Annotated in this window: 24 protein-coding genes; 10 read left to right on the top strand and 14 right to left on the bottom strand. The window is 43.4% G+C overall.

The features are described from left to right. The first annotated feature begins 211 nt into the window (after positions 1–211). Positions 212–922 (top strand): TIGR04282 family arsenosugar biosynthesis glycosyltransferase, encoded by a 711-nt coding sequence (locus SOI83_RS09665; RefSeq protein WP_320676511.1) that lies wholly within the window; start codon positions 212–214, stop codon positions 920–922. Then, entirely contained in the window at positions 876–1,595 is a 720-nt protein-coding gene (locus tag SOI83_RS09660; RefSeq protein WP_320676510.1) for a TIGR04283 family arsenosugar biosynthesis glycosyltransferase, read from the top strand. The genes SOI83_RS09665 and SOI83_RS09660 overlap by 47 nt, the downstream gene beginning before the upstream one ends. Before the next feature lie 6 nt (positions 1,596–1,601). On the opposite strand, the gene SOI83_RS09655 is transcribed toward SOI83_RS09660, so the two are convergent. The 3 genes from SOI83_RS09655 to hisG all read right to left on the bottom strand — a co-directional run bounded on the left by SOI83_RS09655 (position 1,602) and on the right by hisG (position 4,612). Then, positions 1,602–2,105, bottom strand: a complete 504-nt coding sequence (locus SOI83_RS09655; RefSeq protein ID WP_320677753.1) for a GNAT family N-acetyltransferase — start codon at positions 2,103–2,105, stop codon at positions 1,602–1,604. Between the two features lie 63 nt (positions 2,106–2,168). Continuing rightward, entirely contained in the window at positions 2,169–3,959 is a 1,791-nt protein-coding gene (locus SOI83_RS09650) for an ABC transporter ATP-binding protein (protein ID WP_320676509.1), read from the bottom strand. Next, entirely contained in the window at positions 3,959–4,612 is a 654-nt protein-coding gene (hisG, locus tag SOI83_RS09645) for an ATP phosphoribosyltransferase (protein ID WP_320676508.1), read from the bottom strand. The genes SOI83_RS09650 and hisG overlap by 1 nt, the downstream gene beginning before the upstream one ends. Positions 4,613–4,641: 29 nt before the next feature. Here hisG and gloB point away from each other — a divergent pair, with 29 nt between their 5' ends. The 3 genes from gloB (at position 4,642) to SOI83_RS09630 (ending at position 6,414) form a co-directional block, all read left to right on the top strand. Next, complete coding sequence (gloB, locus tag SOI83_RS09640; protein WP_320676507.1) at positions 4,642–5,433, top strand: hydroxyacylglutathione hydrolase; 792 nt, start codon at positions 4,642–4,644, stop codon at positions 5,431–5,433. A gap of 52 nt (positions 5,434–5,485) precedes the next feature. Beyond that, entirely contained in the window at positions 5,486–5,890 is a 405-nt protein-coding gene (locus SOI83_RS09635) for a Rid family detoxifying hydrolase (RefSeq protein WP_320676506.1), read from the top strand. A gap of 284 nt (positions 5,891–6,174) precedes the next feature. Further along, complete coding sequence (locus SOI83_RS09630) at positions 6,175–6,414, top strand: DUF3136 domain-containing protein (protein WP_320676505.1); 240 nt, start codon at positions 6,175–6,177, stop codon at positions 6,412–6,414. 20 nt (positions 6,415–6,434) lie between these two features. Here SOI83_RS09630 and cbbX read toward each other — a convergent pair whose 3' ends face one another. The 10 genes from cbbX to SOI83_RS09580 all read right to left on the bottom strand — a co-directional run bounded on the left by cbbX (position 6,435) and on the right by SOI83_RS09580 (position 15,053). Then, entirely contained in the window at positions 6,435–7,334 is a 900-nt protein-coding gene (gene cbbX / locus SOI83_RS09625) for a CbbX protein (RefSeq protein WP_320676504.1), read from the bottom strand. Further along, the gene (locus SOI83_RS09620; RefSeq protein ID WP_320676503.1) at positions 7,318–7,569 is read right to left on the bottom strand and encodes a 4a-hydroxytetrahydrobiopterin dehydratase; all 252 of its coding nucleotides are present in this window, start codon (positions 7,567–7,569) and stop codon (positions 7,318–7,320) included. The genes cbbX and SOI83_RS09620 overlap by 17 nt, the downstream gene beginning before the upstream one ends. An 85-nt stretch (positions 7,570–7,654) precedes the next feature. After that, the gene (locus tag SOI83_RS09615; RefSeq protein ID WP_320676502.1) at positions 7,655–8,242 is read right to left on the bottom strand and encodes a BMC domain-containing protein; all 588 of its coding nucleotides are present in this window, start codon (positions 8,240–8,242) and stop codon (positions 7,655–7,657) included. Between the two features lie 40 nt (positions 8,243–8,282). Then, positions 8,283–8,534, bottom strand: coding sequence for a carboxysome peptide B (locus SOI83_RS09610; protein WP_320677751.1), 252 nt, complete (start codon positions 8,532–8,534; stop codon positions 8,283–8,285). After that, a complete protein-coding gene (locus SOI83_RS09605) occupies positions 8,534–8,809 on the bottom strand; it encodes a carboxysome peptide A (protein ID WP_320676501.1) in 276 nt (91 codons plus the stop codon). The genes SOI83_RS09610 and SOI83_RS09605 overlap by 1 nt, the downstream gene beginning before the upstream one ends. A 1-nt stretch (position 8,810) precedes the next feature. Next, a complete protein-coding gene (locus tag SOI83_RS09600) occupies positions 8,811–10,340 on the bottom strand; it encodes a carboxysome shell carbonic anhydrase (RefSeq protein ID WP_320676500.1) in 1,530 nt (509 codons plus the stop codon). 7 nt (positions 10,341–10,347) lie between these two features. Beyond that, complete coding sequence (locus SOI83_RS09595; protein WP_320676499.1) at positions 10,348–12,702, bottom strand: CsoS2 family carboxysome shell protein; 2,355 nt, start codon at positions 12,700–12,702, stop codon at positions 10,348–10,350. A 104-nt stretch (positions 12,703–12,806) separates the two neighbouring features. After that, the gene (locus SOI83_RS09590; protein WP_320676498.1) at positions 12,807–13,148 is read right to left on the bottom strand and encodes a ribulose bisphosphate carboxylase small subunit; all 342 of its coding nucleotides are present in this window, start codon (positions 13,146–13,148) and stop codon (positions 12,807–12,809) included. A gap of 104 nt (positions 13,149–13,252) precedes the next feature. Beyond that, entirely contained in the window at positions 13,253–14,668 is a 1,416-nt protein-coding gene (locus SOI83_RS09585; RefSeq protein WP_320676497.1) for a form I ribulose bisphosphate carboxylase large subunit, read from the bottom strand. 73 nt (positions 14,669–14,741) lie between these two features. Continuing rightward, complete coding sequence (locus SOI83_RS09580; protein WP_006169870.1) at positions 14,742–15,053, bottom strand: BMC domain-containing protein; 312 nt, start codon at positions 15,051–15,053, stop codon at positions 14,742–14,744. A gap of 344 nt (positions 15,054–15,397) precedes the next feature. Between SOI83_RS09580 and SOI83_RS09575 the strand changes: the two genes are divergently transcribed. Then, complete coding sequence (locus SOI83_RS09575; protein WP_320676489.1) at positions 15,398–15,979, top strand: non-canonical purine NTP pyrophosphatase; 582 nt, start codon at positions 15,398–15,400, stop codon at positions 15,977–15,979. A 14-nt stretch (positions 15,980–15,993) separates the two neighbouring features. Here SOI83_RS09575 and SOI83_RS09570 read toward each other — a convergent pair whose 3' ends face one another. Further along, a complete protein-coding gene (locus SOI83_RS09570) occupies positions 15,994–16,764 on the bottom strand; it encodes a BMC domain-containing protein (protein WP_320676488.1) in 771 nt (256 codons plus the stop codon). Positions 16,765–16,863: 99 nt separating this feature from the next. On the opposite strand from SOI83_RS09570, the gene SOI83_RS09565 reads away from it, so the two are divergent. The 4 genes from SOI83_RS09565 (at position 16,864) to bchL (ending at position 21,391) form a co-directional block, all read left to right on the top strand. After that, positions 16,864–17,235: a hypothetical protein gene (locus SOI83_RS09565; RefSeq protein ID WP_320676487.1), complete on the top strand. Its 372-nt coding sequence runs from the start codon at positions 16,864–16,866 to the stop codon at positions 17,233–17,235. 214 nt (positions 17,236–17,449) lie between these two features. Further along, positions 17,450–18,706 carry a ferredoxin:protochlorophyllide reductase (ATP-dependent) subunit N gene (locus SOI83_RS09560; protein ID WP_320676486.1) on the top strand — a complete coding sequence of 419 codons (1,257 nt, stop codon included), beginning with the start codon at positions 17,450–17,452 and terminating at the stop codon, positions 18,704–18,706. A 4-nt stretch (positions 18,707–18,710) separates the two neighbouring features. After that, entirely contained in the window at positions 18,711–20,297 is a 1,587-nt protein-coding gene (locus tag SOI83_RS09555) for a ferredoxin:protochlorophyllide reductase (ATP-dependent) subunit B (RefSeq protein WP_320676485.1), read from the top strand. A gap of 203 nt (positions 20,298–20,500) precedes the next feature. Further along, on the top strand, positions 20,501–21,391 hold the full coding sequence (bchL, locus tag SOI83_RS09550) for a ferredoxin:protochlorophyllide reductase (ATP-dependent) iron-sulfur ATP-binding protein (RefSeq protein WP_320676484.1): 891 nt from the start codon (positions 20,501–20,503) through the stop codon (positions 21,389–21,391). Positions 21,392–21,404: the final 13 nt, after the last annotated feature.

The following is a 21,404-nucleotide window of genomic DNA, read 5'->3' as shown; positions in this document are numbered from 1 at the left end:
GAATGTTCTTTAACCAGACCCTGACTTTTCATTTTTAGCGCCCCATACCCCCTCCACGTGCTCTCTTCTCTTGCCCCTGACTAGAACCTTAAAAGTCCAACCCGCAATATCGTCAGGTTTTTGCACTTAGGAGCTGCAACGAAGAGTTACTTAAGTCACTGAACTGATGTTCATCCATCACACCGAAGCCAGTCATAGCAATGACTTGAAAATGCCCCCTAAAAAACCAGCCTTAATTCGTGAAAGGGGAACGGGACTCCCTCTGCCTCTGCTAGTGGTGATGACCAAATGGCCTGCGAGTGGCCGTTGTAAAAAACGTCTAGCAGCAAGTCTTGGCCTATCTAGAGCTGCAGGAATTCAACTACGTTTAACGGAACACACCCTCACCATTGCAAAGTCTCTAGAACAAAAAGGTCTTTTCGAAGTTCAGGTCGCGGTTACAGATATTGCATGTAAAGCTAGGCGGCGATTGGCCAAATCTTGGAATCTTTCAAATATTGTTCATCAAGGGCAAGGCAATCTTGGGCTCCGCATGAGAAGACAACTTATAAAGGCCCAAAAAGCCCCAAAAAGAAACACAAGGAGTGGAGGGCGTTCAACGCTAATCATTGGCACTGACCTACCTTGGCTCGCCTCAACAGATTTACTAACAGCAATAGAAAGACTTAAATCTAAAGAGATGGTTCTTGGACCTGCAAAAGACGGGGGCTATTGGCTTATAGGCCTTTCAGGCAAACTATTAGAACCAGTGGCCACTTGGCCTTTCTGTGGAATCCCTTGGGGGAGTGACAAAGTACTCCAAAAAACAATTCAACTTGCTCAAAAAGCCTCTATCAATTATGAGCTATTAAATGAACAAAGCGACATTGACAGATTTGAAGACTTATCGCCCTGGCATAGGGTGCAACCCAAGTGTTCTTAGCGTAATCATTCCAACCCTGAATGAAGCTAAGAAATTACCAATTTTATTAGCTGATCTAAAACTTTTTCCCAGCAGTCTTGAAATTTTGGTTGTAGATGCTGGAAGTACTGACTGCACAGCACAAATAGCAGAATTAGGAGGAGCAAGTCTTATTAAAATGCACACTCCAAATCGAGGAGCTCAACTACACCAGGGGGCCTTAATTTCAACAAGCAAGTGGTTACTTTTCTTGCATGCTGACAGTCGCCTTCCTAAGGAATGGTCTAAAACCGTCCTTCATACAATTTCAAGGCAAGCTAATAAGAACATTGCTTGGTTCTTTGATTTCAAAGTCAGCACAGCTGGACCAACAATGCGCTTAATGGAATTAGCTGTAGCCATGCGAAGTAATTTGGTTAAACGTCCATATGGAGATCAAGGACTACTCATAAGTAAACACCTCTATGAACAGATAGGCGGCTATAAAAACATACATTTAATGGAAGATGTGGATATAGTCCAAAGAATTAATTATAGTTCCACGCTGAATAGGCTTGGCATTCCTTTATATACAGATGGACGAAAGTGGGAAGAGAGGAATGTTATTTTACAAGCTTTCAAAAACGCAAGGCTACGACATCGTTGGAGGAAAGGAGAAAGTCCAAAAAGACTTTTACAAGATTACAACCAATAAAATTATTCAGTTCGCATACCAGAAACAACAACGATTGCCTTGGGGCTCCAGTTCCCATCCTTGGCCTACATAAAAGTCAACCACCCCAGGGTCTGCAAACAATGTAACTCTTTTAATCTCCATCTCTTTGAGTAACTCCAAGATATAAATCATTAATTCTTTGCCTAGCCCGTTGCCTTGATAAAGAGGATGCACAGCGACATCCCAAACAGTCGCTTCCAATACACCATCACCAGTACACCTGGCAAAACCAACCAGCCTGGGAAATTTAGGATCATGCCTCCACAAACCAACTTTGAGCAAACTGTTATCTAACGCTTTACGCACCCTTCTCAAAGGCCTTCTACTCCAACCAACATCTACTAGCAACTGTTCTAACTCAATTAAATCAAAGGGACGATCTTGACTAAATACCAGAGTTATTTGTGAATCCGGCGAAGGACACTCTTTAGCCCTTTGCCCATAAGACTGAGCAAGGCAATCAGGAGTTAACGAATAAGAGCCGACCAAATCCCCAATGCTCAACTCTCTTGATCCTGCCTCACCGAGGAGCCAAAAAGATATTTTCTGTGTTCAGAGGTCTGCCAGTCCCCTCTCCTGTAAGTCAGCTAGTTGTGAATAAAGGCCTCCCTTCTTACGTAAATTTTGATGTGTCCCCTCCTCAATAAGCCTGCCTCCTTTAAGGACAAGAATGCGATCAGCTGCCTCAACAGTTGCAAGACGATGAGCGATTACTAGTGCTGTTCTCCGTTCAAGAAGTCTCTCTAGATCTCTCTGAAGCGTTGCTTCAGTGGAAGGGTCCATAAAGGCTGTAGCTTCATCCATAACAAGTACGTTTGGATTTCGAATAGCCACTCTTGCAACAGCTAATAATTGTCGTTCCCCTGAAGAAAGGTTACCTCCTCTCTCTCTAAGCTCTGTCTTAAGTCCTTTAGGCAATCGGTTTAATAATGGAACTAAGCCCAATTCCCTACAAACCTTCTCAAGATATTCATCTTCAGCAGCTGAATCTAATCTCAAATTATCTGCAACATTGCCACTAAAAAGAAAAGTGTCCTGTAAAACCACACCAAGCTGCATTCTCAATTCTGTCATTGGGATGTTTCTAATATCTTCTCCATCAAGCAATATTCGGCCAGTTTGAGGTTCATACAATCTGCAGAGCAACCTAATAACAGTGGTCTTACCTGAGCCAGTAGGTCCTACCAAAGCAACATGCTCGCCGGGTGAAATTTTGAAGTTTAATTGTTTAATAATAGGCTCATCTTTTCTATATGAAAAACTAACATCCTCAAATATGACCTCACCTAAAGTAGTCAATTCATTATTGTTAGGAAAAATTGAGGTAGAAATTGGCCTATCAATAATTTCTAGAGGCTCTTCAAGTAATTCCCCTATTCTTTGAACAGCAGTCAAGCCACCTTGAATCTGAGTAAATCTTTCAGCAAGTTGCCTTAATGGCTCAAAAAGTCTTTGAGAATAAAGTACAAATGTTGTAAGAGTTCCTAATCCCAACTCGCCAGAAGTAACCATCCAACCTCCTAAAGCCAATACAAATGCAACCGCAGCTAAAGAAACCCATTCAACAAAGGCAGAAATGCTGCTGTCATAAAAGATTGTTCCATTAACTGCATTCCTATAAGCTCTTCCTGTCAAACCAAATCTTTGTGCATTTAATCTTTCACGACGAAACATCTGGACAACTTCAATTCCCTGAAGATTCTCCTGAAAATCTGCATTGAGTTGAGAAAGTTCTTCTCTAACACGATAATTGGCATTTCTATAGCGTTTTTGCAACCACAAAATAAAAGCCGTAACCGGAACTTGAGTAAGCAAAAGAAGAAGGCCCAACCTCCATTCAATAAAAAACATTGTGGAAGCAATTACTCCAAGGCTGACAAAATCAGCCATTACTCCAACAGCTCCACTCCCAAAAACTTCTGCTAAGGCATCTACGTCACTAGTCAATCTAGTAAGCAACTTTCCCACAGGCATTCTGTCATGAAAACGCAATGAAAGAGCCATTGAGTGAGAGAATAATTCTTCACGAATACGAGCGGTTAACCTTTGACCAACAGACTGAATTGTGTAGCTTTGAAAGCCTTGAAGGAAGAGCCTAAGGAGTACAGAAATAAATAACATTCCCACCAAAGTTCTTATTGCATTTCCATCAGAGAATCGGCTAACCCAATTGAAAGTTGGCTCTCCCCTCAAAACACTTATTGCCTGACCCACTAAAAGAGGTTGAACAGCTCCTGCGAAAGCAACGGGCAGAAGAATCAAAAGAATTATGATAAGACTTTTTCGGTCCTTTCTAAGATAAAGGCCTAGCCGACGCACTCGTTGAAAATCATTTAAAGCCATTAATTTGAGGCCTTAATTAAGGGTTTTTCAGTTCTTATCGCCTGCACAATACTACTCAATTCCCCATTGTCCAATCTCAAAGAAAGCGGATGACCAACCAAACGTGCAGTTGAATAAAAAAGATCCTCAATAGCCAAAAGGCCATTCTCTTTAAGAGTACGCCCAGTTGCTACCAAATCAACTATTGCTTCGGCGATTCCTGTAATAGGGCCTAACTCAACTGATCCAGTGAGATGAACCAACTCAACAGGAAGATCTAAAGCATCAAAAAATTCTCTTGCACATGATGTGAACTTACTTGCCACCCGACAATGGGGTGGCAAATCAGCGGCCCGCTGATAACCACTACTTGACTTAACAGCTACAGCCATTCGACAGCCACCGAAACCAAGGTCAACCAAATGTGCAACTGGCATTTGATGTTCTCTCAGAACGTCATAGCCAACAATCCCTAACTGAGCCTGACCATATGCCACATATACAGGGACATCTCCATTGCGGACCAACAAAGCCCTAGCCCTTCCACAAGTAGAAGGAACCATCAACTGTCTATTTTCAGAATTAAGCACAGCTGAGAAGTCGAGCCCTGCAGACGCAAAGCGTGCCACAGAATCCTTTAGCAATGCTCCTTTGGCAAGCGCAACAGTAATCATGGTTTCATTGTTCGGTTAGGACTTTAACGATGCCAAAGGACAATCAAGGGATCTCTGCAAATGAACTCGATTTAAAGATTCAGGGAATTCCAGTACTAGAAGACAACATCATTTGGATACTTGTTGTTAAGAAGCTAGCCATAGTGGTTGATCCTGCCCTTACTAGGCCAGTAAATACCTGGCTAAAAGAAAATGAGCTCGAATTACTTGCGATTCTGCAAACCCATCATCATGAAGATCACATTGGTGGCACTCCCGGACTATTAAAACTCTGGCCCAAAGCTGAAGTAGTTGCATCCTTCTCCGATTTAAAAAGAATACCTTTCCAAACAATCTCTGTTAGTAACGAAGACGAGATTTCATTAGAGGGATCTGACCTTGATATAAAAGTCTTAGGGGTTCCTGGTCATACGCAAACTCACCTAGCGTATTACATTCCAACATCAAAGACATACAAAAACAAACCAATACTTTTTTGTGGTGACACCCTATTCGGTGGTGGCTGTGGTCGTCTTTTTGAAGGCACAGCAAAAGATATGTACAATTCCCTAAAAAGCCTATGTACTCTTCCTAGCGAAACCAGAGTTTATTGTGCACATGAATACACAGAAAACAATTTAATATGGGCCAAAGGTTTACGACCAAAGGATATAGCTATAAATGAAAGACTTTGCAAAGTCATTGCATTACGAAGGAAAGGCCAATTAAGTTTGCCTAGTAAAATTGCCGACGAGAAAGCAACCAATCTATTTGTTAGAGCTAAAACCATCGAAGAACTTGCAGACCTCCGCAAACACAAAGATGAATGGAAATCTCAATAGTCATCATCGCCTTTAACCTGCAAGCGATGATGGGTAAACCCTCAGAGACTTAATGAACTCATCTTCAATCAAAGAAATTTCAACCAACAATGCACCAGCCCCAGTTGGCCCCTATAACCAAGCAGTCATGGCCGGAGAATGGCTCTACTGCTCAGGTCAAATAGCCCTTAATCCAAAAGATGGACAAATAGTGGGGAATGGAGATGTAATAGCAGAAACCCACCAAGTAATAAACAATCTCAAAGCAGTGCTTAATGCAGCAGGAGCAAGCCCATCTCAGGTGGTTAAAACAACTATTTTTCTTCTAGATTTAAAAGATTTTGAAACTGTAAACAACATTTACTCAGAAACGTTCGGGATAGGTATAAGCCCAGCAAGAGCATGCGTTCAAGTTGCAGCCTTGCCAAAAGGTGGAAAGGTGGAAATTGACTGTATTGCATGGATGGGGAACAAATAACAAGAAAGACCCTCAATTTTTCACCGCCATCAGCAATGGCAAGGTTTTCTTTAATTGAGAGGCCAAAATCCTCCAGGGACTACAATCAAATTCCAGAATTTCCTGTTGCTGCAAGCCTTCTTAACCCCACAAACACCCCATGCCTCTGCTAGAGCAGATCCACACAATTCATCATGTAGTTATGAAATATTGCTGAAAGTAGCAATTATTACGGCTCAACCACGTGTTAAGACACCCACGCAGTCCCACGATTGTCTAAATTAAGTCTTGCCCTGCGACATATCATGGCCGCAGCCAAGTTGACAATTGGAGAGCTTGAAGCTGGCTATCCCTTGTACTGCAAGGCGCTCAGGAGACTCCTGATCGAAGGTCGCAGCTCAAAGGAGATCCAGCGAACAGTTTGCTGGAGCCATCTCGAAACCCTGAATCGCTGCCTACCATCGCGATACAAAGCCCCCTCCTACCTAATGGTCCTAATCAAAAGAGATCTAGAACAGCCCCAAGAGGAAGAAGCAACTTCATAATCTCAAATATTTCCGTCAAGCTAATTATTATCAATTTCATGGCCATCTATTTCCCCTTGAAATACTCGACTGGCCTTAATATCTAACGCGTCTATTGTCATCAATTCTTGACGAGTCAAACGTTCTCCCATTCGAGAAAAAAGTCTGCTAGCTTGTCTCAAACGAGCTCTATCCAAAGCATTCCTAACTGAGCGAGCATTTGCAAAAAAAGGCAATTCACGCCTTCTCTTAATGTAATCTTTGAAGACTGTTAAAGCTTCCTTGCTGAAGCAGTAGTTTTGCTGAGAAAGAAGTAATTGAGCTATTTCAAAAAGTTCATTATTAGAATAATCAGGGAAATCAATGTGATGCGCAATCCGTGACGAAAGACCAGGGTTAGATTTATAGAATACATTCATTCTCTCTTTATATCCTGCAAAAACAACGACAATATCCTCCCTTCTTTTCTCCATCTCTTGAAGCAAAATTTCAATTGCTTCTTCACCGTAATCTCTTTCATTTCCAGGCTTATAGAGGTAATAGGCCTCATCAATAAATAATACGCCCCCTTGTGCACGCTTAATCATTTCTCTTGTTTTTGGAGCAGTATGACCAACATATTGACCGACAAGGTCATCTCTCGTAGCTGTTACCAAATGACCTTTACGCAAGTAACCAAGTTGATGCAATATCCTTGAGATCCTTCTTGCGACAGTTGTTTTTCCTGTTCCAGGCCTTCCGGTAAAAGACATATGAAGGCCTAAAAAAGAGCTATTCAAATTCATATGCTGTCTAGCTCTATCAATTAACAACAAAGCAGCTATTTCTTTAATTCTCGTCTTTACTGGCTTTAGTCCTACAAGCTCAGCGTCTAATTCCTCAAGTACAGCTGATACTCCTGAATCAGCATAATCAAGCGAAAGATCAATCGAGGAGTCCATCAATCTCAGCAGCAAACTGCCTATCAGCTTCTTTCAGCTGAGCATCTTCGACCTCATTTTCAGGACGAAGTGTAATGTTGACATAAGTTTTTCCGAAACTTATGTCAGGGAAACGCTTAACAGCCTCACTATGTTCGCCAAGCCGATCTAGGAAATCCCTGGTTGAGTTATAAGTGTCAAATTCAAATCTTTTTTCTAAGCGATTTGGACGATTCCTCTCCTTCCATTTATTCATGGCCAGTTTTTAAAAAGAAACTTCAACAAACCTAGACCAAATATGCATAAAACCTAAATAAAAACTACTTTAAAAAACTAAACCCTCAGAAGCGCCTTGCATAAGTTGCTTTTAACGCAGGCTCAACCTCCATATGAGGTCTTGCAATTATGTGTGCTGCAACAAGACCATCTCCAACACGTTCGCATGCATCAGCTCCTGCTCGCACCGAAGCATTAACTGCTCCAGTTTCACCACGAACCATCACAGTTACATATCCTCCTCCTACATATTCTCTACAAATAAGACTTACCTCGGCAGCCTTCGTCATTGCATCAGCAGCCTCAATAGCAGGAACCATTCCTCTAGTCTCTATCATTCCAAGAGCAATTCCAGATAAAGATTCAGAACTACCCTGAAGATCTTTCTTGAATGTTGAGCCAGAGCCTCCACCTGATTTCCCATCTGAAGGAGGTCGAATTTGCGATGACTGATCACTTTTGGAAGTTGGCTGAGGCTTGGAAGGTTCGCTTCTACCTCTACTTTTTGTAGTAGCTAAACTTTTAGAACTAACTTCAGAGTCTTTTTCAGTACTGTTGATCGGCGAGACGTCTACTATTTGATCTGAGCTTGAACCAGCCTTAACTGCTGGTCTAGAAGCTTTCGAAGAATTGCTGCGTGATTGAGGAGCCATGAACTTAAAATTTGGGAAAGGATAGAAGAATCAAAAATTTTTATCCGTCAGGAGTCCAATAGTCGATGATCCCGCCAATGGTTAGGTCAGTTTGAATGGCGGGGTTACTACAAGCAAAGCGAGCAGCTGAACCACTTGCAGTAAAAACCCAGTTACCTTCTCTTGCTCCAACTGGATCGACTGCAACTAATTGCTTACCTTTGTTATTACGAAGAATTCTCAAATGCATGTGCCCGAGACCTTCCACACGCTGGGTACAAATTAATTTGCCCATAACTTGCATGATTTCCATCAACCCGCACCCTCTTGTGAAGGTTTTGAGGCATCTGGATCCCAATGATCAATGATCCCAACAATAGTTAGATCACTGGGATAAGACTTGCTCCCTGCCGCTTCTCTAGCAGCAGAACTTCCAACACAAATGACCCAATCCCCCGGTTTACAACCCACTGCATCTACAGCTACTTTTTTCGAGCTCCCATCAAGAACTACTTGAAGATGCTTATGCTCAAATCCCGATATCCTGTTTGTAGAAACAAGAGGCTTAACAACTTTGCAAATCAACATTTCAATGCACCTCCGATGAAACTGGATCTAGCGAAGACCCTACAACTTCCGCAGAAGCTTGCTTATCCCTATCTCTAATAGTCGATAGAGTATGGAGAAATCCATCTTCTACCAAGTCTAGATAACGAGAAGTAATCGCCGAATTAACTCTAATGCAATCATCTATAGCTCTCTCTCGAGCCCCAGGGACTCTGCCTGAATAATCAAAGCGAATAACTATAGGTATAGGTAAATCGCGCGAGACATTTAAACCCTTAAAGATTTTGATTCCGACGTCAAGATCAGGTGCACCTTCTTCAACAGTATCCAAATGAGAGAAATAAGTGAGGTTTCTTAGATGAACTTCTTTAAAGCCTATTCCTACTCCAATAAAATGTTCTGCATGTCCGGCATCCGAATAGGCCCCGCCATGATGTTCTCGAACATAATCAATTTGAGAAATATTATTAGAAATTAAACGAGTCACAAAGTTGACCATTCCAGGATCAGGTTTCGCTGGAGCATTCTCATAAACCATCTTGGTGATTGTTTGCATCACTTGATTTGGTTGAAGGTCTTTTGTATCAAAATAAATACTTAAGGCACAGACCCAGCTGTCTAGAGAAATTTGGCTATCAGCGGAAGGGACATGAACTCTAATTGCATCAGTATCTGTATCTAATCCAATCAAAAGGAGGTCAACTGAAGCCCCACAACAGAAACTATTTTCAACAGATTCTCTGAAATCAAGAAGCCGCTGCAGGCCTGCCGAGGCAGCGGCAGAATCATCACTCCCATGAGCTGCACAACCTTGATGAGAGGGATCCTTGGAACTAAAGTGATATATAACAACTTTGAGGTACTTTGTAGGCTGATTTACCCCATTGGGAAGTCCTTCACGATAACGTCTATGCTCAGTTTTAATCCATCTATTAACTGTATTGCCTATATCAAATAAAGCTCCGGCATGAGATCTACGTCGCACGGCACTAAATGGAATGCGTAGAGCATATGCAATTGAATGTGCAAGACGACCGTCTGAACAAGGAGTTACATCTAGAAGATGAAAACCACATTCCGCAAGAAATAAATCAAAATCTTTTGCCTGTTTACTTCCTTCAGCACCATTTAATGGGTCAGAGTCAAAGAAATAATCACTAGTTTGTTTATGTGATTGAAAAACACAAGCAGCAAACAGTGCTCTCATATCAAGCGGACGTACCCAGGCTTTATCAAGAATATGACTAGGCAATTCTATGCCAAGCTCTTGACGACTTAGTTGTTGTGCCTGGTCAACAAAATTGTGATTATGTTGAAGCTCTGAAATTTTTTTTAGAAAAGGAACAATTTGATCAAATCTTCCTTTTACATCATTTTCGTATTCCAAAAGATATTTATTTGCTGAGACATCAGTTAAAGGATGTGAATTTGTAGCCGCAGTCCGTAGAGGTTTAGCTTCTAAAGAAGAATCGTTGCCTGCCAGAAACCTCTTCCTTGGAGCCGTTGGCCCAAGGAAACGTCCTGAACTTCTGGCCAAATTTCTATAGGCCATGAATTAATTAGCCTCTGGCTCCGCCAGAAAATGTAACCAACTGGCCATCACGAGTGTTTCCACTAGAACCAGTAATCAAAAAATCCGGTTTAGCCACTTCTTCATTTCGCTTCAAATTAGCAGCAGGCATAGCATTTACAGCTCCTGGTCGAGTTGGATTACGTCTACGAGCTGACGCCCCTTCAGTCCCAGTAACTCTTTCACCACGAGCCCAGTCGTCGCCTGTAATATTCAAACCAGCTGATTGTCCCTCACCAGTAATTCTTGATTGAGGTCGAGAACCTTCATCTAAAACTTCTTTTTTATCAAGAGGAGCTGGTTGAAATTGACGCTGCTTGTTATCAAAGCGGAACTGTTCAGTCCCAGTAACTTTGTTAACAGCCATATTAAATGGTCCAGTGATATCACTTCCTTGCTCATAACTTGTACCTGTTACCCCTGAAGACTGATCACGACTAACCTGAGCGGCTCTAGCAGGAGACTGAATACTAAACCTAGTCCATGAGGCGTTTTGAGAGTCATCATCATAACTATGACTACCTTTAGGAGCAGAGCTGCCACAGGCAGCTACAAGTTGATCTGAACCTATATAAGGTGTGCCTGTCAAAGGTTCACATGCACCTCTTTCAGCACCCGTCATAACACCCCCAATTCCTGGTTGTTGGCCAGTCATAGGAGCAGCAGGCGTACCCATACGCCTAGGGGTTCGATCTTGAATTTCATTTAAAGCATTCCCTTCACACCATTGTGATGATTGTTCAAAACCCGCATAAGGAGTTCCAGTTACTGCTTTACAAGTACCAGGTTCATCGCCTGTCACCAAACCAGATCGACCTGTAAGAGTTCCACTTACAGTCTGAGCCTTATTCGTAAGGCTTAGTCCGACTTTCGAAGCTTCAGGGTTAGGCCTCCCTCCACAAAAGGCTTCAAACTGCTGTGGGCCTACATACTCATCACCTGTTACAAGCTTGCAACTACCAGGCTCATTCCCTGTGACCATTTCTGCTCGTGACACATTTGTACCTGTTACACCAGCACCACGAAGAGTATTAAAAGAGCCAACTTTCTCAGCAGATCTACCCTCCGGTAGTGGATCAGCACCTAAATATTGATCCCCTGTGAGCTGTCTCTGAGAACCCGCCTCATCACCAGTAACCTTTGAAGAGCGGCCAACTAATACACCACTAACCTTCCTACCTTCCTCAGTCAAGCTAAGTCCTACCTTCCTGGGAGAAGGCTGGACGCCGCCACAATAATTATTTGATTGATTTGCAGAGATATATTCAGTACCAGTTAAAGATTTACATGTTCCAGGCTCATCACCAGTCACTTTTTCTGAACGACCAACTTCGTTCCCTGTAACAAGGTTCCCATGAGTTGTATTAGTAACTCCAACCTTCGGAGGTTGTGAATAAGAAGGTGGTGACTGACAAAAAGTTTCATATGCCTCTGAACCTAGGTATTGCGTACCAGTAATTGAGCGACAAGTACTTGCCTCATTACCAGTTGTCTTAGTCGAACGATTTGCTTGAGTCCCAGTTACTACTTGGCCTGTAGAAGTCTCACTAATTCCAACTTTCCAATGTGCATCTGCACCTGCCAAAGCTTCTTGCTTGGCGCCATTTTTATTTGGCCCACAAGGGCGACAAATTGCTGAACGCTTCTTACCAGTTTCTCCACTTTTGCTGCGCAATTCACGAACTCTTTGAGCAAGCTCTCTACTAGTTAGGTCAGGGTCGCCTTGTCTTGCAACAGACGCAGCAGATGTTGGTTGTTTACCTGCAGACTTACCATGTTTTGATTGAGCCTCACGACGAGCCAGAACGAGTGCTCTGCTGGTGTTTTGAATTGCTCGACGTTTTGAGGTATTACGACGGTCCCCTTTTTTAGAATTCAACTTCGGAGCTCTAATAGGACTTGAAGCTATTGAAGTATCGCTACTTTCAGTAGCCAAAGATGTACTTTTTGAATTGGCAACATTAGAGCTTTGACTCTTTACATTAGAAATATGTCTCTCTACTTCTACACGAGTTCTATCTTTACTGGTGTCTGCCGACTTACCTCTTCTAGACAATGCTTCCCGCCTAGCTAAAACCAATTCACGGCTTGGTTGACTTACCGATTTAATGCTTCTAATTGCAACAGAGGCATTTGAATTGCTTACTTGCCTAGATTCGGATACAGGCTTTAAAGACTGATTTGTTGATTTGACAAATGATGTCTGCGTTCTGGTTTGACGTGCATCCGCAGATGTACGCACTCGGCTTTCGCCAGCCCCGCTCATCGAAGTAGATTTCTTCCCTGACTCACTAAGAGCCTTACGGCGCTCAAGAGCAAGTTCTCGACTGGTTTGTTTTGCCATGTCCGCTCAAAAGAAACGTATTAATTAAGGGAGAAAATAATCTCCTCGAATGAAAAAGTAATAGCCTCGAGGAATACGAGGCTATTAACTATTTAAAGAGGCAATTAGCGGCCTTCAAAAACAACGAACGCAGTTCCCTGACTTTGGGTATAGGCGTCGTAACCAACCATGCGTACATGGTGATCAGGGTAAGCACGGTGACAAGCTTCGAGCTCATTAACAACCACGTTCAAATCCTTTTCACCAAAGAAAGGCAATTTCCAATAGGACCAATAGGTCTGCATGGAACCGCTCGGATGAACGTGTTCAATGACAGGACTCCAGCCCTGCGCAATGATGTAGGCAATTTGATCGTAAATTTCGTCCTGGGTCATCGGCGGTAAGAAGCCGAAGGTTTCCAGGGTGGCGACTGTTTGGTAGTCACCAACTGTGCTCTGGAAAGGCATGGTGAACCTGGGATTGTGTATGTAAATAGAGGTCGTCGGTAATTACCGACAACTTGGACTAAAGAATTTATTTGAGAGGAGGCAAAAGCCTCCTCTCAAATTCCTTATTGCTGAACGTCGAGCTTGTCGACTGTGTCAAATTCGAACTTGATTTCCTTCCAGGTCTCAAGAGCGATTGCCAGTTCAGGACTATGCTTTGCAGCCTCCATGAGGATGTCGCGACTTTCTTTTTCGATTTCACGACCTGCATTACGTGCTTTCACGCAAGCCTCTAGAGCTACACGGTTAGCGGCTGCACCAGCAGCGGATCCCCATGGGTGACCATGAGTACCACCACCAAATTGCAAGCAAGAGTCGTCTCCAAAAATTGCTAGCAAAGCTGGCATGTGCCAAACGTGAATACCACCTGAGGCAACGGCAAATACACCAGGCATTGAGCCCCAGTCCTGATCAAAGAAGTTGCCGCGTGTGCGATCTTCAGGGACAAAAGACTCACGAAGGTTGTCAATGTAACCAAGAGTGGTCTGACGATCACCCTCCAGTTTCCCAACAACTGTTCCTGTGTGTAATTGGTCACCACCGGAAAGTCTTAAGCACTTAGCAAGAACTCGGAAGTGAATTCCATGCTTTGGATGGCGGTCAATCACCGCATGCATCGCACGATGGATATGTAGCAACATTCCATTCTTGCGACACCAGTTAGCCAAACCTGTATTAGCAGTGAATCCACCAGTGATGTAATCATGCATGATGATAGGCATATCAAGTTCTTTAGCGAACTCGGCACGCTCGTACATCTCTTCCGGAGTTGTCGCTGTGCAATTTAGGTAGTGGCCTTTTACTTCACCCGTCTCTTGTTGCGCTAGCTTCACTGCTTCAGCAACAAATTCGAAACGTTCACGCCAGCGCTGGAAAGGCTGTGAGTTGATATTCTCATCATCCTTTGTAAGGTCTAGACCACCACGAAGGCACTCATAAACCACACGACCATAGTTTTTACCTGAAAGGCCAAGTTTTGGCTTAATGGTGCAACCAAGCAAGGGGCGACCGTACTTATTCAAGCGGTCACGTTCAACTACGATTCCGTTAGGAGGGCCCCCACAGGTCTTAATAAAGGCCATTGGGAAGCGAATGTCTTCAAGGCGCAGATGACGCAGAGCCTTAAAGCCAAAAACGTTGCCAACCAAAGATGTCAGCACGTTAGTAATTGACCCTTCCTCGAAAAGATCGAGAGGATATGCGATGAAAGCGTAAAAAGACTCTTTGTCTCCAGGTACGTCTTCAATGCGATAACAACGACCTTTGTAAAACTCAAGGTCAGTTAGCAATTCAGACCAAACAGTGGACCAAGTTCCTGTAGAAGACTCGGCAGCAACTGCTGCTGCAACCTCCTCTCTAGGGACTCCTTCCTGACCAGTGCATTTAAAGCAGGCCAGTAGGTCTGTATCAAGGGGTACATAATCGGGAGTCCAGTAGGTGTCTCTGTACTCCTTAACCCCAGCGTCATACTTCTTGCTCATGGGATAACTCCTTTAAATCGGTATTAGGGCGTGAATTTGTCGCGAATACTTATAGAAAAGCTCCGCTTAAATCTCAGTCCTTTTGACCAAGGAAGTTGCCGTTACCTAGAGCAGGCTCAACTTCACGATGTGGGCGGGCAATTATGTGAGCTGCTACTAATCCGTCGCCTACACGCTCACAAGCATCAGCGCCAGCACGAACTGCAGCATTAACAGCACCAGTCTCACCTCTTACTAAGACTGTGACATAACCGCCACCGACGAACTCACGACCAATTAGGCGCACTTCAGCCGCCTTGGTCATTGCGTCAGCCGCTTCTATTGCAGGGACTAGGCCGCGTGTCTCGATCATGCCGAGTGCGATGCCCATAGTTTCGTTAGCCATTGCCTACCTAAAAATGGGGGGGGAATGTTCGCTGCAAACAATGCATTCGCGACCCCCATTAAGTCAAGCGAAATTTGCCAAAAAGGTCATCACCGTTTTCACTTCAATCATAAGCCGAGCTTATATCCCTTGGCAGGACTGTTTTGAGAGGCTTTTGTTTTTCAATGTTCAACTCAAAATAATCAGTTGCGTTTTCTTCCCACTCTTTGTATTTTCTCTTGGAGACAGGTCCCAAGGCGTTGCTTAGGGGTGGAATGTTCAACCAAAACCTGTCTCATTACATTTGAAAAACGGCTTCCAATAACGGCCTTGATGGCAAAATTTCAGTTAAACCCTTATTTCATGTGACTAAGCCACTACTAACTATTGCTAGTGGGAACCCCAAAAAGGTCACCGAAATAGAGAGCATGTTGGGGCCACTCCCTATTGATTTCCAACGTCAACCCGCAGGCCTAGAGGTTGAAGAGACAGGCTCAACTTATTTAGAGAATGCACTTTTAAAAGCAAGTGCTGCAGCAAAATTGACCGGTACTTATGCATTGGCTGATGATTCAGGACTCGAAGTAGATGTTCTTGATGGTGCTCCAGGGATTTATTCCGCCCGTTATGCAAATACCAACGAAGACAAACTTCGGAAATTATTAAACGCTATTGGCGAGACCCCCTATAGAAGCGCAAGATTTCGGAGTGCGATTGTTCTATGTGATGCACAAGGAAATCTTTTAGAAGAAGCTGAAGGGGTGTGTTGGGGTGAATTACTAAGGTCCCCTGCCTATCCAGGAGGAGAATTTGAATCTTTGCTGTGGGTTCGAGAGGCTAACTGCACTTATGGAGAACTAACCTATGCACAACTTTCAAGACTAGGTAGTCGAGGAAAAGCAGCTCGAGAACTGGGACCAGCCCTTAAGCAAAGACTAGGAATTTGATAGATAAAAACTCTCTATCTATTTATTTGATCAATTGCCCGCATTGCAGCAGCTGCAGCTTCTTCAACATCACCTTCCTTACCAGCAAGTGTCAACCGTCCAAAAGCACCAACTCCCTTTACATCGACGATTGTGATATTTGAAGCCTTTTCAGCCTCATTGGCTGCTATAAGCACATAACCAGCAGGTTCTGTCTCGAGAATAAACATACTCATACCAGACTCAATCATTGATCCACGACGATTCTGTCGATTAATCAAAACAGCATGATCTGGGGTTATTGCTCTAATCACTTCAGTCCAACTAACTTCACAGGGACTACGTCTACTTACTGTGCTGCCAATAGCATCTAGAACGACATCACCAGAGTGAAGGACTGTGCTCTGGTCACGGTGATAGAGAGCCAAAGAACCAAAGGCTCTCTCAACAACCATCTGACCAAGCCTGACATTGCTTGCTTTAAGGGCTATGTCAGTAACCCTATGAACCGCCATCCCTGGAGAAACTTCCATCCACAAACAGGCGTCACCAGGAATTGGAAGGAATCCTTGGCTGACAGTGCCCATGTAAGCGGCCAGCTGCGGCTGCAAGGAATCCAGGAAAACATACGTGCGCAACTCAATTTGTTGAACATGACTGTTTTGTCGGGCGACTCTTGATGTCTCTGAATCTGTTGTTATGACGCAACTTGCCCCTGACGACTGAGGCTGGACCTCAGTTCCTGTTATGAGCGGACTTCCAACGTGTCGCCGCTCTCGGATTTCTAGGCTGGCGAATCTCTCCATTCCGCGGATAATACTGGACGATTTGTTGAATTATCCAAAAAGGGACACTTGCAAGGTTCTTATAAGCCGATACCGTCCAGCTCATATGAGGGATAAAAAATGTCTAATTCTAAAAATGAGGCAACAGAATCCACCACCCTTCAAACTGATCTAAAAGCAGAGCAGGCCTTGGGTTTAATTGGCTTGGGCCTAATGCAAAAAATGACCCAAGAAGGTACAGCTAATTTGAATTGGTTGGCAGAAGAGGCCCAAGAAAAAGCTGATCTCCTTGCTTTGCGCCAAAGGCTCGAATTAACAGCTCTGGCAATACAGACAGGGGCACCTTTAAGCACTTCAGAGGTCACACAACTACTTGGAGCTAGACCTGGATCTGCAAAAACTGAACGTGGTGGCTTGACTGCTAAGCGTATAAGTCGAAATGTATGGAAACTAAGTCGATCAGAGGCTGACTCAGCTTATTGGCGTAATTAGATCTTTCTGTGAAGTTGATTAGCAACAAAAAAATCATGACCCGAACAAAGATTTACTAATGTTATGAAACGACTACAAACCGTCAAATCCCCAGAAATACTTGTGAATTACAACAATGATTGCTTGAAATAAGAAGCAATCCCAAAGAGTTTCTGTGAGTAGTAGCTATTTACTCTGAAGATAGGCAGCTTTAATAAAGCTGTGAGAACAACTGATGAGTGGCGCCACGCTGCTGAAAGAAAGTGGGCCTAGGGAAGTTTTCTGTGGTCTCACTTCAATTGTCTGGCTTCATAGAAGAATGCCTGACGCTTTTTTCCTCGTTGTCGGGTCACGAACCTGTGCTCACTTAATTCAAAGTGCAGCAGGGGTGATGATTTTTGCGGAACCACGTTTTGGGACTGCAATCCTTGAAGAGAGAGATTTAGCCGGACTTGCAGATGCTCATGAAGAGCTAGATCGAGTCGTTAAAGATTTACTAAAAAGACGTCCTGAAATACGAACCCTTTTCCTTGTAGGGTCCTGCCCAAGTGAAGTGATCAAGCTTGATCTAGCTAGAGTCGCAGAAAGGCTAAATAGTGTTTTCAAAGGTCAAGTAACAGTACTGAACTACTCAGGAAGCGGAATTGAAACCACCTTTACTCAAGGAGAAGATGGAGCCCTAAATGCTCTAGTTCCCCTACTGCCCAAAAGCGAGGAGAAGCAACTCCTGCTCGTTGGGACACTGGCCAATCAAGTAGAAGATAGGCTTTTTACCTTATTCAAAAGGCTTGGGATACCCAAAATCCAAAGTCTCCCCCCACGCAATTCCAAAGAGCTCCCTTCAATTGGTCCAGGAACCAAAGTGCTTCTCACTCAGCCATATCTAAGCGACACCGCCAGAGCGCTCAAAGATAGAGGGGCCGAAATCCTGACAAGTCCATTCCCTTTGGGGGTCGAAGGAAGTCTGCTGTGGATGCAAACAGCTGCCCAAGCTTTTGGAGCTACCCAACATTTAATTAGTGAAGTCTTAGACCCTTTGGTATTAAGAGCTCGTAAAGCCTTACAACCATTTCACAAGGAACTTTCAGGCAAACGAATTTTTCTTTTACCGGAATCACAACTTGAAATTCCTCTCGCCAGATTCTTACATCGTGAATGTGGAATGGAGCTTATTGAAGTAGGGACCCCTTATCTGAACAGAGAAATGATGGAACCTGAATTAAAACTTTTGCCTGAAAAAACGCATGTAATGGAAGGCCAACATGTAGAGAAACAACTCGACCGAGTTCGTAAATATCACCCCGATTTAGTTGTTTGTGGAATGGGCCTTGCGAACCCTCTAGAAGCTGAAGGTATCTCAACGAAATGGTCAATAGAGCTTGTCTTCAGCCCAATTCATGGGATTGATCAAGCAGCGGATCTGGCCGAGTTATTTGCCCGCCCCCTTACTCGCCACAATCTCCTTAACAAAACAACCAAAGCAATCGTTTGATTCGATGGAATTAACTCTCTGGACATATGAAGGCCCACCTCATGTTGGGGCCATGAGGATCGCCGCCTCAATGGAAAAAGTTCACTACGTACTGCATGCTCCTCAAGGGGACACCTACGCAGATCTTCTGTTCACAATGATTGAACGAAGAGGGCAACGACCACCAGTTACCTACACCACCTTTCAAGCAAGGGACCTAGGAGGAGATACTGCTGAACTTGTGAAGCTTCACATCCGTGAAGCAGTGGATCGTTTTCAACCAAATGCTCTACTTGTTGGAGAAAGCTGTACAGCTGAATTGATCCAAGATCAGCCAGGCTCACTTGCTCAGGGTATGGGTTTTGATATACCAGTAGTTAGCCTTGAGTTACCGGCATACAGTAAAAAGGAGAATTGGGGAGCTGCTGAAACTTTTTATCAATTAGTCCGCGGGCTATTAAAAAACGAAGTCCCAACAAATAAAGAACACAACCCAACTTCATGGAAAAGCAATAATAGGCAACCAACTGTCAACCTTTTAGGGCCTTCCTTGCTTGGATTTAGATGTCGTGATGATGTTCTGGAAATAAAGAAGCTACTTCAAGAACATAATATTGGAGTAAATGTTGTAGCTCCATTGTCTGCTACACCAGAGGATCTTTTAAAGCTCCCAGAAGCCGATGCAAATGTTTGTCTATATCCAGAAATTGCAGAATCTACATGCCTTTGGCTTGAAAGAAATTTTGGGATGCCTTTTAGTCGAACAGTCCCAATCGGAGTAAATGCAACTCATGACTTCTTAAAAGAAGTTCATGAGATCTTATCCTTGCCTTTATCGACAGAAAGGACATCTTCTAACCAAGAAAAATTATCTTGGTATTCACAGTCTGTTGACTCAAATTACCTAACTGGCAAGAGAGTATTTATTTTTGGAGACGGAACACACGCCCTTGCTGCAGCAAGGATCGCCAAAGAAGAGCTTGGCTTCGAAGTTGTTGGACTTGGCACTTACAGCAGAGAGATGGCCAGACAAATACGTTCGGCTGCAAAGGATCTTGAATTAGAAGCCTTAATTACCAATGATTATCTTGAAGTCGAAGCTGCTATGGCTGAAGCGGCCCCAGAACTTGTACTAGGGACCCAAATGGAACGTCATAGCGCTAAGCGACTAGGAATTCCTTGCGCAGTTATTAGTACGCCTATGCATGTTCAAGACGTCCCAGCGCGTTACAGCCCACAAATGGGATGGGAAGGAGCAAATGTAATTTTCGACAGTTGGGTACATCCATTAATGATGGGGCTTGAAGAACATTTGATAGGAATGTTCCGTCATGATTTTGAGTTCGTAGATGGACACCAAAGTCATCTGGGACATCTTGGTGGACACAAAGGTGAAAAAGAAGCAGAACCAAGTTCAGAAGAACAGGACATTAACTACTCATCTGAAGGAACACCTGTTTGGACATCAGAAGGAAAAGCTGAACTAGCAAAAATCCCCTTTTTCGTAAGAGGCAAAGTTCGCCGTAATACTGAGAAATACGCAAGACAAGCTGGTTGTCGCAACATTGACAGCGAAACGATGTATGACGCAAAGGTTCACTTCAGAGCCTAACCACACAGAACAAAATACAAATCGCTTAGTCCAGGACTAACGCTTTAGGCCTGAGTATTTTGACTCAATTTTCCTGCTAAAATAATTGTAGTGAAGACTGCAAAGGAACAAATAACAAACTCAATGTGTCGAATTTCATAAACAAACACCAACCGAACATATTCCAGTCTTAAATGAATACAACACAATAAAAAGGGCATTCAATGACTTCAACCCTGACGCGCCCGACCGATGGCGAAGGGAGTGTACAGGTACAACAAGATCCTTCCGCTCAAATTCAAGAAGGAGCCCTTGTGATTGCCGTATACGGAAAAGGTGGGATTGGCAAATCCACAACCTCTTCTAATCTTTCCGCAGCATTTTCCAAGCTAGGGAAAAAAGTTCTTCAAATTGGATGTGACCCTAAACACGACAGCACATTCACTCTTACCCACAAGATGGTCCCAACAGTGATTGACATCTTGGAGGAAGTAGATTTTCATAGCGAAGAGCTTCGGCCTGAAGACTTTATGTTTAAAGGCTTTAACGGAGTTATGTGTGTTGAAAGTGGAGGACCTCCGGCAGGTACAGGTTGTGGAGGATACGTGACAGGACAAACTGTCAAGTTACTGAAAGAGCACCATCTTCTCGAAGATACCGACGTAGTGATATTTGATGTCCTTGGGGATGTGGTTTGCGGTGGATTCGCTGCTCCTTTACAGCATGCCAACTATTGCTTGATAGTTACTGCAAACGATTTCGATTCAATATTTGCCATGAATCGCATTGTTCAGGCAATCAATGCTAAAGCCAAAAATTACAAAGTTCGTCTTGGAGGAGTAATTGCCAACCGTTCAGCAGATTTAGATCAGATAGAAAAGTTTAATGAGCGGACAGGCTTAAAAACAATGGCTCATTTTAAAAATGTAGATGCAATACGCCGTTCAAGGCTTAAAAAGTGCACTATTTTTGAAATGGATCCTGAAGAAGATGGCGTAATAGAAGTCCAAAATGAATATCTATCACTTGCAGAGAAAATGCTGAATAATGTGGAAGGACTTCAAGCAGAACCTCTGAAAGATAGAGAGATATTTGACCTTTTGGGGTTTGATTAATATATATAGAAAA

The organism is Prochlorococcus sp. MIT 1300 (assembly GCF_034092375.1).
In the GTDB taxonomy this organism is placed as follows: domain Bacteria; phylum Cyanobacteriota; class Cyanobacteriia; order PCC-6307; family Cyanobiaceae; genus MIT-1300.
The sequence above is the reverse complement of the archived record's forward strand: the minus strand, read 5'-3'. Positions and strand labels throughout refer to the sequence as shown.